We start from the raw sequence: 13232 nt of genomic DNA, 5'->3' as shown, positions 1-13232 counted from the left end.
TGAGCGAAAATAAGCCCCTAACTTTATGACATGCGCGTGAGATTGGCTATAATGCGCAGCAATTTTCTTCGAGTATAAGTGACGATATGAATTCTCTGTTTGCCAGTACGGCCCGTGGGCTGGAAGAGCTGTTAAAAACTGAACTTGAAAACCTGGGCGCAGTTGAGTGCCAGGTGGTTCAGGGTGGGGTCCATTTTAAGGGCGACACACGGCTTGTTTACCAGAGCCTGATGTGGAGTCGGCTGGCCTCCCGTATTATTTTGCCAATGGGGGAATGTAAGGTTTACAGCGATCTGGACCTTTACCTTGGCGTACAAGCGGTTGACTGGACAGAGATCTTCAATCCGGATGCGACCTTTGCAGTGCATTTCAGCGGTCTGAACGACACCATTCGCAACAGCCAGTACGGGGCGATGAAAGTCAAAGACGCGATTGTCGATGCCTTTACCCGCAAGAATCTGCCGCGTCCGAATGTAGACCGTGAATCACCGGATATCCGCGTCAACGTCTGGCTGAACAAAGATACCGCCAGCATTGCTCTCGATCTGAGCGGTGATGGTCTGCATCTGCGCGGTTACCGCGATCGCACGGGCGTTGCGCCAATTAAAGAGACGCTGGCCGCGGCTATCGTTATGCGTTCTGGCTGGCAGCCGGGTACGCCGCTGCTCGATCCGATGTGCGGTTCTGGTACGTTGCTCATTGAAGCGGCGATGTGGGCAACCGATCGGGCGCCGGGCCTGCACCGTGGTCACTGGGGCTTTAGCGGCTGGGCGCAGCACGATGAGGCCGTCTGGCAGGAAGTGAAAGCACAAGCGCAAACGCGCGCGCGCAAAGGTCTGGCTGACTATACGTCCCGTTTCTATGGTTCTGACAGCGACGCGCGCGTCATTGAACGGGCGCGCAGCAACGCCCGTCGCGCAGGTCTTGGCGAACTGATTACCTTTGAAGTGAAGGATGTGGCGCAGCTGAGCAATCCGCTGCCAACGGGTCCGTATGGGACGGTTATCAGCAACCCGCCATACGGCGAGCGCCTGGACAGCGAACCGGCGCTGATTGCGCTGCATAGCCTGCTGGGACGGACGATGAAAGATCGGTTCGGCGGCTGGAATTTGTCGCTGTTCAGCGCCTCGCCGGATCTGCTGAGCTGTCTGCAACTGCGCGCCGATAAGCAATATAAGGCTAAAAACGGTCCGCTGGACTGCGTGCAGAAAAACTATCATGTAGCGGAAAGCACCCCGGACGCAAAACCCGCAACGGTAGCCGAAGATTATGCCAACCGCCTGCGTAAGAATGCCAGGAAGCTGGAGAAATGGGCGCGTCAGGAAGGTATTGAATGCTATCGTCTGTATGACGCCGACCTGCCTGAGTATAACGTGGCGGTCGATCGCTACGGCGACTGGGTCGTGATTCAGGAGTATGCGCCGCCAAAAACGGTTGATGCGCAAAAAGCGCGTCAGCGTCTGTTCGATATCATCGCCGCAACGCTGTCCGTTCTGGAGGTCGCGACGAATAAACTGGTGCTGAAGACCCGCGAACGCCAGAAAGGGAAAAACCAGTACCAGAAGATGAACGAGAAGGGTGAGTTCATCGAAGTCAGCGAGTATAACGCACGTCTGTGGGTTAATCTGACCGATTACCTTGATACCGGTCTGTTTCTCGACCATCGCATTGCACGCCGGATGCTCGGACAGATGAGCAAAGGAAAAGATTTCCTTAACCTGTTCTCTTACACCGGCAGCGCCAGCGTGCATGCAGGGCTGGGTGGGGCGCGTAGCACCACGACGGTGGATATGTCACGTACCTACCTGGAGTGGGCGGAACGCAACCTGCGTCTGAACGGACTGAGCGGGCGGGCGCACCGTCTGATTCAGGCCGACTGCCTGGGCTGGCTGCGCGAAGCCAATGAACAGTTTGATCTGATCTTCATCGACCCACCTACGTTCTCTAACTCCAAACGGATGGAAGATTCGTTTGACGTCCAACGCGATCACCTGGCGCTGATGAAAGATCTGAAACGTCTGCTGCGTAACGGCGGCACAATCATGTTCTCCAACAATAAACGTGGATTCCGTATGGATCTCGAAGGGCTGGCGACGCTGGGGCTGAAAGCACAAGAAATTACCCAAAAAACGCTTTCCCAGGACTTTGCCCGCAACCGCCAGATCCACAACTGCTGGCTGATTACCGCAGCCTGAAAGGATAAGTAAAATGTCATTAATCAGTATGCATGGCGCATGGCTGTCGTTCAGCGATGCGCCGCTTCTCGATAATGCAGAGCTGCATATCGAAGATAACGAACGTGTCTGCCTGGTCGGCCGTAACGGCGCCGGGAAATCGACGCTGATGAAGATCCTTAACCGCGAGCAGGGTCTGGATGACGGGCGCATCATTTATGAACAGGATCTGATCGTTGCCCGACTGCAACAGGATCCGCCACGCAATATCGTCGGCAGCGTATACGATTTTGTCGCTGAAGGAATTGAAGAGCAGGCTGAGTATCTGAAGCGCTACCATGATATCTCTCGTCTGATCATGACTGACCCCAGCGATAAAAATCTCAATGAGATGGCGAAGGTGCAGGAGCAGCTCGACCATCACAACCTGTGGCAGCTTGAAAACCGTATTAACGAAGTGCTGGCGCAACTGGGGCTGGATCCTAACGCGGCGCTCTCTTCGCTCTCCGGGGGCTGGCTGCGTAAGGCGGCGCTGGGGCGGGCGCTGGTCAGCAATCCACGCGTGCTGCTCCTTGATGAGCCAACCAACCATCTGGATATTGAAACCATCGACTGGCTGGAAGGGTTCCTGAAATCCTTCAACGGCACGATTATTTTCATCTCCCACGACCGTTCCTTTATCCGCAATATGGCGACCCGTATTGTTGATCTCGATCGCGGCAAGCTGGTGACTTATCCGGGGAATTACGATCAGTACCTGCAGGAGAAAGAAGAGGCCCTGCGCGTGGAAGAACTGCAGAACGCTGAATTCGATCGCAAGCTGGCGCTGGAAGAAGTGTGGATCCGCCAGGGAATTAAAGCACGTCGTACCCGTAACGAAGGTCGCGTGCGCGCCCTGAAAGCGATGCGTCGCGAACGCAGTGAACGGCGTGAAGTGATGGGAACTGCGAAGATGCAGGTCGAAGAAGCGACCCGCTCCGGTAAGGTCGTCTTTGAGATGGAAAATGTCGATTACCAGGTGGACGGCAAACAGTTGGTGAAAGACTTCTCCGCTCAGGTTCAGCGCGGCGACAAAATTGCCCTGATCGGGCCGAACGGCTGCGGGAAAACGACGCTGCTCAAACTGATGTTAGATCAGCTTAAGGCTGACAGTGGCCGTATCCACGTAGGGACGAAGCTGGAAGTGGCCTATTTCGATCAGCACCGTGCAGAGTTGGATCCCGATAAAACGGTGATGGATAACCTGGCGGAAGGCAAGCAAGAGGTGATGGTTAACGGTAAACCGCGCCATGTATTGGGTTATCTGCAGGACTTCCTGTTCCATCCAAAGCGTGCGATGACGCCGGTGCGCGCGTTGTCAGGCGGAGAGCGTAATCGTCTGCTGCTGGCACGGCTTTTTCTGAAACCCAGCAATCTGTTAATTCTTGATGAACCGACAAACGATCTCGACGTCGAGACGCTGGAGCTACTGGAAGAGCTGATCGATGCTTATCAGGGCACCGTGTTGCTGGTGAGCCACGATCGTCAGTTTGTCGACAACACCGTGACCGAGTGCTGGATCTTCGAAAGCGGCGGTAAAATTGGTCGTTATGTTGGCGGCTATCATGATGCGCGCGGTCAGCAAGAGCAGCACCTGGCGTTTATACAGCCTGCCGGGAAGAAAACCGAGGAAGTTATTGCCCCGAAAGCAGAAATTGTAAAACGCGGCAGTAGCAAACTAAGCTATAAACTGCAGCGCGAACTGGAACAACTCCCCGCACGGCTTGAAGAGCTGGAAGCAAAACTGGAAGCGTTGCAGACGCAGGTGGCAGACGCTGCCTTCTTCAGCCAGCCCCATGAACATACGCAAAAGGTACTGGCCGAGCTGAATGACGCAGAGCAGGAACTTGAGCAAGCCTTTGAGCGCTGGGAATATCTTGAAGCTTTGAAGAATGGCGCATAATTAAAGGAGCGCATATGTGCGAACATCATCATGCTGCAAAGCACATATTGTGCCCGCAGTGTGACATGCTGGTGGCATTGCCCCACCTTGAGCATGGTCAGAAGGCAGCATGTCCAAGATGTGGCACAACGTTGACAACGGAGTGGGACGCGCCGAGGCAGCGTCCCACCGCGTATGTGCTGGCGGCGCTGTTCATGCTGCTGCTCTCTAACCTTTTCCCGTTTGTGAACATGAATGTGGCGGGGGTGAGCAGCGAAGTCACGCTGCTGGAAATTCCGGGAGTGCTCTTTTCAGAAGACTACGCCAGTCTTGGCACCTTCTTTATGCTCTTTGTGCAACTCGTCCCGGCGTTTTGCCTGATCACGATTTTATTATTGGTAAACCGCGTCGACCTGCCGGTCCGCCTGAAGCAGAGGCTGGCACGAGTACTGTTCCAGTTGAAAACGTGGGGAATGGCGGAGATATTTCTTGCGGGCGTGCTGGTGAGTTTTGTCAAACTGATGGCCTACGGTGACATCGGCGTCGGCAGCAGTTTTATTCCGTGGTGCTTGTTCTGTGTTTTACAACTGCGTGCGTTTCAGTGCGTCGATCGCCGCTGGTTATGGGATGATATCTCCCCAATGCCGGTAACGCAGCAAACGCTGAAGCCTGGGATTTCAGGACTTCAGCAGGGACTTCGCTCCTGCTCATGCTGCACGGCGATTCTTCCTGCTGATGAGTTAGTGTGCCCGCGTTGCCAGACGAAAGGTTATGCCCGACGTAAAAACAGCCTGCAGTGGACGCTGGCGCTGCTGTTCACATCGATCATGTTATATCTGCCCGCCAACATCATGCCGATCATGATTACCGATCTCCTCGGTTCGAAGATGCCTTCCACGATCCTTGCCGGGGTTATTTTGCTGTGGAGCGAAGGGTCGTACCCGGTTGCGGCGGTGATATTTATCGCCAGCATCATGGTGCCGACGCTAAAAATGATCGCCATCGCCTGGCTGTGCTGGGACGCAAAAGGGCATGGCAAACGTGACAGTGAAAGAATGCATCTGATATACGAGATGGTCGAATTTGTCGGGCGCTGGTCAATGATCGACGTTTTTGTTATTGCCGTCCTCTCTGCGCTGGTGCGTATGGGAGGCTTAATGAATATTTATCCTGCAATGGGTGCTTTGATGTTTGCTTTAGTTGTCATCATGACAATGTTTTCTGCGATGACCTTTGATCCGCGCCTGTCGTGGGATCGTGAACCTGACCATGAGGAGTCCTGACAGCATGGAATCTAAAAGTGGGGAAGCCAAAATTCAGAAGGTAAAGAACTGGTCTCCCGTGTGGATATTTCCCATCGTCACTGCGCTCATTGGGGCATGGGTTCTGTTTTACCACTACAGTCATCAGGGCCCAGAGGTAACCTTGATCACGACCAATGCGGAAGGCATAGAGGGGGGAAAAACCACCATCAAAAGCCGCAGCGTGGACGTGGGGGTAGTGGAAAGCGCGACGCTGACAGATGATCTCACGCATGTCGAGATTAAAGCGCGCCTTAATTCCGGTATGGAAAAGTTGTTACACAAAGATTCTGCCTTTTGGGTGGTGAAGCCGCAGATCGGACGTGAAGGGATCAGCGGATTAGGGACGCTGCTTTCCGGCGCATATATTGAATTGCAGCCGGGGTCGAAAGGCAGCGAGCTGACAACCTACCAGCTTCTGGATTCACCTCCGCTGGCACCGCCCGATGCGAAGGGGATCCGCGTGGTTCTGGACAGCAAAAAAGCCGGCCAGCTTAGCCCAGGCGATCCGGTACTCTTCCGCGGATATCGCGTGGGTTCCGTAGAAACCAGTACGTTTGATCCACAGAAACGTTCCATCAGTTATCAACTTTTCATCAACGCGCCAAATGACCGCCTGGTGACCAGCAATGTCCGTTTCTGGAAAGACAGCGGTATTGCGGTGGATCTGACGTCTGCCGGTATGCGGGTCGAAATGGGTTCGCTGAGCACCCTGTTTGGCGGCGGCGTCAGTTTTGATGTCCCGGAAGGTCTTGACCAGGGGCAGCCGGTTGCAGAAAAAACCGCCTTCAGCCTGTATGACGATCAGAAAAGTATTCAGGATTCGCTTTATACCGATCATATCGATTACCTGATGTTCTTCAAAGATTCGATTCGCGGTCTACAGCCGGGAGCACCGGTGGAATTCCGTGGGATCCGTTTAGGGACGGTCGCTAAGGTACCTTTCTTTGCGCCAGGTATGCGGCAGGCATTTAATGACGATTATCGTATTCCGGTGCTGATTCGTATTGAGCCGGAGCGTCTGAAAGCGCAGCTTGATGAGAACACCGACGTGGGGGCTCATCTGGCGGAACTGCTTAATCGTGGGTTAAGAGCGTCGCTGAAAACCGGTAACCTGGTGACCGGAGCGCTGTATGTGGATCTGGATTTCTATCCTAAAGAGCCGCCGTTAAAAGGTATTCGTGAGTTCGGCGGTTACCAAATCATTCCGACAGTCAGTGGTGGTCTGGCGCAAATTCAGCTGCGACTGATGGAAGCGCTGGATAAAATCAATAATCTGCCGTTGAACCCAATGATTGAACAGGCGACCAACACGTTGACGGAAAGTCAGCGGACCATGAAGCATCTGCAAACCACGCTGGACAATATGAACAAGATTACCTCCAGCCAGTCGATGCAGCAGCTTCCGGCGGATATGCAAAACACACTGCGCGAACTTAATCGCAGTATGCAGGGCTTCCAGCCAGGTTCGGCGGCATATAACAAGATGGTGGCGGATATGCAGCGTCTTGACCAGGTGCTTCGTGAGCTACAACCGGTGCTGAAGACGCTGAATGATAAGAGTAATGCGCTGGTGTTTGAAGCAAAGGATAAGAAAGATCCAGAGCCGAAGAGGGCGAAACAATGAAAAAGTGGCCAGTGGTGATGATGGCGTTCTGGCTGGCGTCATGCAGCTCCGGCGGGGAGAACAAAAGTTATTATCAGCTCCCCATCGCTCAGCAGGGCGCGCAGAGTACGGCGAGCCAGGGGAATCGTCTGCTGTGGGTAGAACAGGTTACGGTACCGGATTATCTGGCGGGGAACGGTGTTGTCTATCAGACCAGCGATGTGAAATATGCGATCGCCAATAACAATCTTTGGGCCAGCCCGCTGGATCAACAGCTGCGTAATACGCTGGTGGCGAACCTCAGCGCTCAGCTGCCGGGATGGGTGGTAGCTTCCCAGCCGTTAGGGACGACTCAGGACGCGCTGAACGTCACCGTGACCGGATTCCACGGTCGCTATGATGGTAAGGTCATTGTGAGCGGTGAGTGGCTGCTGAATCATCAGGGACAGCTAATTAAGCGTCCGTTCCATATTGAGGTTACGCAAACTCAGGATGGTTACGATGAGATGGTCAAGATGCTGGGAAATGCCTGGAGCCAGGAAGCTGCCGCCATTGCTCAGGAGCTTAAGCGTATCCCATAAGTTTAAATTTTTGTAAATCTGACCGCCTCCGGCACTGTGCCTGGGGCGGTTTTTTATTTATGAAGAAAGTTGTTTCAGCTCACAATTTTTGTACAACTGATTTTCTGAGTAGCTCACAAATATGACATCGGTATGAATTTTGCGCATTGACGAGCTCAATAATTCGCGGTATTCGTTTAGTGTGATTGCACACTTCGTAATCACTGTTTTCTTTTCCACCAGATACAAGCATGAGGGAAACGAGGCATGAAGAGACAAAAACGAGATCGCCTGGAACGGGCACATCAACGTGGTTATCAGGCCGGTATTACCGGACGCTCAAAAGAAATGTGTCCCTATCAGACGCTGAATCAGAGATCGCACTGGCTGGGAGGCTGGCGAGAAGCCATGGCGGACAGGGTGGCAATTGCCTGATTCTGTCTCTTTAGAAAAAGAAACCTCCGCAGTACGGAGGTTTCGCCTTTTCATGGCCAGATAAGGCATTTGCGCCGCTATCTGGAAATCAAAGGATATGCTTAGAAAGTGGAGGTGTCCTGGAACAGACCCACTTTCAGATCGTTTGCAGTGTAGATCTGACGACCATCCACCAGCACTTCACCATCAGCAATACCCATAATCAGACGGCGATTAATTACACGCTTGAAGTGAATACGGTAAGTCACTTTCTTCGCGGTCGGCAGAATCTGACCGCCGAATTTCACTTCGCCTACGCCCAGCGCACGGCCTTTACCTTCACCGCCAAGCCAGCCGAGATAGAATCCAACCAGCTGCCACATTGCGTCAAGACCCAGACAGCCCGGCATTACCGGATCGCCGATGAAGTGGCATCCGAAGAACCAAAGATCCGGATTAATGTCCAGTTCTGCTTCAACATAACCTTTGTCGAAGTTGCCGCCGGTTTCGGTCATTTTGACCACACGGTCCATCATCAGCATGTTTGGCGCCGGCAGCTGTGGGCCTTTTGCTCCAAACAGTTCACCGCGACCAGAGGCAAGAAGGTCTTCTTTCGTATAGGATTCGCGTTTATCTACCATGTTCTCTGTAAGCCTTATTTTATTGAAGCACGCAGGATAGCTAACACGTGTACGCTGAACAAGTCCGATCAGTTCGGAACAAACCAGTTCAGCCACCGCAGCGGCCATGGAAAACGGTGACGTCCTTCCTGTTGCGTCGCCTGCGCGATACGCTCCAGAATGGCTTGCATCAGCGTCGTTTGCCCTTCGCCATCCCACACCAGATTTAACAGCAACGGCAGCGCGTCAGTGACATCGTCCACCGCCCAAATTGTAAATTTCTCTTCCTCAACGGCCTGCAAAAGTGCGGGCTGCAGGCTGAGGTGCCTGACGTTCGCTGACGGAATAATAACCCCTTGTTTGCCGGTTAACTCACGCTGCTGGCAAATGGCGAAGAAGCCTTCGATCTTCTCGTTCAGACCGCCAACGGGCTGAGCGCGACCAAACTGATCGACAGAACCCGTGATGGCGATGCTTTGATTCACCGGCACATTGGCAAGGGCGCTAATTAATGCACACAGTTCAGCCATTGATGCGCTGTCGCCATCAACTTCGCTGTAGGATTGCTCAAAGGTTAGCGAGGCGGAGAAAGGGATCTGCTGCTCAAGCTGTAGCTCCGACATCAGGAACGCCTGCATGATCATCATACCCTTGGCATGAATATTACCGCCGAGCTCAGCCTTACGCTCGATATCGATGAATTCTCCGTCTCCAATATGTACCACGCAGCTGATGCGCGAGGGTTCGCCAAAAGCACGCGGATGACCCGGAAATTCAATCACCGACAGGGCATTTATCTGACCGACGCGCTCGCCTTCGGTTTCAATCAGAATTTGTTCCTGAAGGATCTCATCCTGCATGCGTTCGGCCAGAAACCCTTCGCGCCATTCACGCTGTGAAAGCATCAGGGTGAGTTGCTCCGCGTTGCAGAATTCACCTTCACACAGTGGGACGACCTCTTTCAACTGACGGATAATCCATAGCGGATTGAGCGGCAGTGTGTCCTGCTCGCCGGTATAGCGTACCGCTTCGCGTACCAGTACCTGCCAGGCATCAGGCGCCGGAGAGGGCAGGTTGTTGCTTTTGGCGGTCAGTGTGACCCACTGACACCACTGGCTCACGGATTCGGCATCTACAATCTGCAGGTTATCTTCAAATTCGCTATAGATGGCCTGCTCAGCCAGTTCCGGCTCCATCTCCTGGAAATCAGCCAGTGATTCACGCTCGCCCACCAAAATGACTTTGAGTTTCAGCGGCATTGATGGCACAGAGACCGGAAGGGGACGCGACTCGTCAAAGGCTACCCAGTCAAAGCGTCCGCAGCTGACAATGGCTTTCAGACGCATCCACAGCAGGGGCTGGGCCAGGAGCGTACGCAATGAGATGATCAGAACACCGCCATTCGCCTGGTGCACCAGACCTGGCTGTAAGGTAATGTCGCCATTAAACTGGCGCAGGCAGCCAAACAGTTGCTCTGCTTCAACCCAGTCGGCGCTGACAACCTGCGTCAGCGTTGCAAAATTATCTTCAGTGCTGGTGGCATCGAGATAGCGGATGGTATGGCCCGAAACCTCGTAATGGCCGCCCGTCAACTGGTCGGCATCGTTTTGCAATGTTCGTGCCGCATCTGCCAGGAGATTGAGGTACTCAGGCTCTTCCGGCGCTTTTGCCAGCATAAAAGGGGATGAAACCCGGGACTGGAGCAACTGCTCAAGCGCAAACTGCAGGCGCGGTTGAGTATCACTGAGTAAGGTGTCGTTATCATCGGTAACGTGTGGCTGTGCAAATATCTCCTGATAACTGTCGGTATCAGGAACCAGATCACGCCATGCAAGTTTCGTAATGGTCAAAGTTGAGGTTTTTTAGTCTGTTGTGAAAAACGCGATTATAGCGTAACCGGCATCGCTGCACACGTGGAAAGCGAAAGCAAACGTTCATGAGGATATGTGACAGGTCACAGGGTAAAGATTCTTTTCTTCAGATAATAAAAAAGCTGATATTCTGATATGGGTGACACGGTAACATTGAGATCGCAATGAAATATCAACAACTTGAAAATCTTGAGAGCGGTTGGAAGTGGAAGTACCTGGTGAAGAAGCATCGCGAAGGGGAGTTGATAACCCGTTACGTGGAGGCCAGTGCTGCCCAGGAGGCCGTTGATTTATTGCTTACCCTCGAAAATGAACCGGTCCGGGTCAATGTCTGGATCGAAAAACACATGAGTCCGATGTTGCAAAACCGGATGAAGCAGACTATTCGCGCAAGGCGTAAACGACACTTTAATGCGGAACACCAGCATACCCGTAAGAAGTCGATTGATCTGGAGTTTATCGTCTGGCAGCGCCTGGCTGGCCTTGCGCAACGACGCGGAAAAACACTTTCAGAAACAATCGTGCAACTGATAGAAGATGCCGAAAACAAAGAGAAGTATGCGACTAAGATGTCTTCGCTGAAGCACGATTTACAGGCGCTGTTAGGCAAAGAATAAGCGTCATAGAGTTTAACGTCGTTTTGAAGGCGAAAAAAAAACCCCGCAGAGCGGGGTTTTTTATTAGACGGAAACTTAAGCCTGCGGCTGAGTTACAACGTCTTTGATGCCTTTAACTTCGATCTCTACACGACGATCCGGGGCCAGGCAGTCGATCAGTGCAGCGCGAGCTTTCACGTTGTCACAGGTGTTGCCGGTAACCGGGTTGGATTCGCCCATGCCACGTGCGGAGATTTTGTCAGACGGGATACCTTTAGAAATCAGGTAATCAACAACAGACTGAGCACGTTTTTCGGACAGACCCTGGTTGTAAGCGTCAGAACCGATGCGGTCAGTGAAGCCCAGAACCACTACGGAACCGTCTTTCGGATCCAGGTTGCTCAGCTGGCTGTACATCTGATCCAGAGCCTGCTGGCCTTCTGGTTTCAGAGTCGCTTTGTTGAAGTTGAACAGTACGTCAGACTTCAGAGTGAAGTGTTTGGTCTGTACTTCTGGAGCCGGAGCTGGTGCCGGAGCAACTACTGGAGCTACAGTTTCCTGACCAAAACGGTAAGAAACACCTACGCTCAGCATGCCGTTATCCGGACGAGTGCCGATGGTGTTAGCGTCACCGATGTTGTTGGTCCACTGGTATTCCAGACGGGTAGCGATTTCAGGAGTAATTGCATACTCGATACCGCCCGCGAATACTGGAGAAACGCCAGTGTCGTGGTTTTTATCAGAATTACCACCAGGTACGTTAGCCTTGGTGTCTGCACGCCATACCATACCACCCAGACGAGTGTAGATGTCCAGATCGTCAGTGATTGGGTAACCCAGTTTAGCGGTCAGCTGAACGCCCTGAGCTTTGTAAGCACCGTTGATGTTGTCGCCTTTGTACGGCATACGACCTAACCAGTCGTAACCCATTTCAAAGCCAACATACGGGTTAACCTGATAACCACCGAATGCACCAGCACCCAGTTGGTTTTCATGGGTCGGACCATTGTTGTTGATGAAACCAGTGTCATGGTACTGAGACCAGCCCAGTTTAGCACCAGTGTACCAGGTGTTATCTTTCGGAGCGGCCTGCGCTACGGTAGCGAAACCAGCCAGTGCCACTGCAATCGCGATAGCTGTCTTTTTCATTTTTTGCGCCTCGTTATCATCCAAAATACGCCATGAATATCTCCAACGAGATAACACGGTTAAATCCTTCACCGGGGGACTAGCTCAATAGTTGCTCTACCGATATCTTCGGCTATATGCCGAGCACCCCTGGCGATGTAAAGTCTACAACGTAGTTGAAAACTTACAAGTGTGAACTCCGTCAGGCATATGAAAAAAAAAGGCTTGTATACAAAATATTTAACATTTTTTGATGGTAAATTGCGCAACGAAAATTCGGGGAACCGCTTCAGACAAGCGTTCGCGGAAAAAAAACCTCACACATCAAAGTAGAATTCAGCTGCGAAAAAAAATTCCAGGATAAATCCTAATTTGGCTCAATGATACAAATTAGAGTGAATTTTTAGCCCGAAATGGTGTCTCGTGGCATGAGCATGTGCGCTCACGGGGCGCATGATAAAGCCCATTGCGTTTCCCTCGTCCGCCGCTTTAACCAGTTCAGCATGTTCTTCTTCTGTTAACTCGTTCGCCAGCCAGCCGATCACTACGCTGTAGTTGCCCGTACGCAGTGCGCGAACCATTGACTCCAGCGTATTGCAAGGAGAGAGCTGGCGAATCTGCATCACTTTCGTTAACGGCAATCCTGCAGACTGAACCCATTCGCGACTCAGTTTTTGCTGGGGTGTGAGCCAGAGCTGCCAGCGAGATTGCTGACCCAATTGCTGAAGCAGAGGCAGCAGCAGTAACTGTGTCATCATGGGCTGGTCTTCGCGATAGACCACTTCACTGATAAGTCCGGCAGAAGCGTTTTCCGAAGAGGCGCTCGCCATGCTGTTGGATGTGGAAGAGAACGCCGAAGAACGATGTGCATAGCCTGAAGTGTACATAATCAATCCAGCCCTGTGAGTTACTGTATGAATGTACAGTACTCCTGCTATCGCTAAAGATCAACTCTATTTTCGGAAACCGACTCGCAATTTTCATCCATCATTGCGTGAAAAATGAAAATCATCTTGCCCCGTGACCCTAAGTTGCCTATGT

Annotated in this window: 11 protein-coding genes; 7 read left to right on the top strand and 4 right to left on the bottom strand. The window is 52.5% G+C overall.

The features are described 5' to 3' along the window. The first annotated feature begins 86 nt into the window (after positions 1 to 86). The 6 genes from rlmKL (at position 87) to rmf (ending at position 7997) form a co-directional block, all read left to right on the top strand. On the top strand, positions 87 to 2195 hold the full coding sequence (gene rlmKL, locus C3432_RS08100; RefSeq protein ID WP_103776118.1) for a bifunctional 23S rRNA (guanine(2069)-N(7))-methyltransferase RlmK/23S rRNA (guanine(2445)-N(2))-methyltransferase RlmL: 2109 nt from the start codon (positions 87 to 89) through the stop codon (positions 2193 to 2195). Between the two features lie 13 nt (positions 2196 to 2208). Beyond that, positions 2209 to 4116: an ABC transporter ATP-binding protein gene (locus tag C3432_RS08095; RefSeq protein ID WP_103776117.1), complete on the top strand. Its 1908-nt coding sequence runs from the start codon at positions 2209 to 2211 to the stop codon at positions 4114 to 4116. Positions 4117 to 4130: 14 nt separating this feature from the next. Next, a complete protein-coding gene (pqiA, locus tag C3432_RS08090) occupies positions 4131 to 5378 on the top strand; it encodes a membrane integrity-associated transporter subunit PqiA (protein ID WP_103776116.1) in 1248 nt (415 codons plus the stop codon). A 4-nt stretch (positions 5379 to 5382) separates the two neighbouring features. Continuing rightward, complete coding sequence (gene pqiB / locus C3432_RS08085; RefSeq protein WP_103776115.1) at positions 5383 to 7023, top strand: intermembrane transport protein PqiB; 1641 nt, start codon at positions 5383 to 5385, stop codon at positions 7021 to 7023. Continuing rightward, positions 7020 to 7583, top strand: a complete 564-nt coding sequence (gene pqiC / locus C3432_RS08080; protein WP_103776114.1) for a membrane integrity-associated transporter subunit PqiC — start codon at positions 7020 to 7022, stop codon at positions 7581 to 7583. The genes pqiB and pqiC overlap by 4 nt, the downstream gene beginning before the upstream one ends. Positions 7584 to 7829: 246 nt before the next feature. Then, complete coding sequence (gene rmf / locus C3432_RS08070; RefSeq protein ID WP_103776112.1) at positions 7830 to 7997, top strand: ribosome modulation factor; 168 nt, start codon at positions 7830 to 7832, stop codon at positions 7995 to 7997. A gap of 101 nt (positions 7998 to 8098) precedes the next feature. On the opposite strand, the gene fabA is transcribed toward rmf, so the two are convergent. Both fabA and C3432_RS08060 read right to left on the bottom strand, forming a co-directional pair. Further along, positions 8099 to 8617, bottom strand: a complete 519-nt coding sequence (gene fabA / locus C3432_RS08065) for a bifunctional 3-hydroxydecanoyl-ACP dehydratase/trans-2-decenoyl-ACP isomerase (protein WP_103776942.1) — start codon at positions 8615 to 8617, stop codon at positions 8099 to 8101. A gap of 68 nt (positions 8618 to 8685) precedes the next feature. Next, positions 8686 to 10446 carry an AAA family ATPase gene (locus tag C3432_RS08060; RefSeq protein ID WP_103776111.1) on the bottom strand — a complete coding sequence of 587 codons (1761 nt, stop codon included), beginning with the start codon at positions 10444 to 10446 and terminating at the stop codon, positions 8686 to 8688. Between the two features lie 185 nt (positions 10447 to 10631). Here C3432_RS08060 and matP point away from each other — a divergent pair, with 185 nt between their 5' ends. Beyond that, on the top strand, positions 10632 to 11084 hold the full coding sequence (matP, locus tag C3432_RS08055) for a macrodomain Ter protein MatP (protein ID WP_103776110.1): 453 nt from the start codon (positions 10632 to 10634) through the stop codon (positions 11082 to 11084). A gap of 75 nt (positions 11085 to 11159) precedes the next feature. On the opposite strand, the gene ompA is transcribed toward matP, so the two are convergent. After that, positions 11160 to 12212, bottom strand: a complete 1053-nt coding sequence (gene ompA / locus C3432_RS08050) for a porin OmpA (RefSeq protein ID WP_103776109.1) — start codon at positions 12210 to 12212, stop codon at positions 11160 to 11162. Positions 12213 to 12568: 356 nt separating this feature from the next. Further along, positions 12569 to 13078, bottom strand: coding sequence for an SOS-induced cell division inhibitor SulA (gene sulA / locus C3432_RS08040; protein ID WP_103776108.1), 510 nt, complete (start codon positions 13076 to 13078; stop codon positions 12569 to 12571). Between the last annotated feature and the right edge of the window lie 154 nt (positions 13079 to 13232).

The organism is Citrobacter amalonaticus (genome assembly GCF_002918555.1).
Lineage (GTDB): Bacteria > Pseudomonadota > Gammaproteobacteria > Enterobacterales > Enterobacteriaceae > Citrobacter_C > Citrobacter_C amalonaticus_A.
This window is presented reverse-complemented; position numbering and strand designations above follow the sequence as displayed.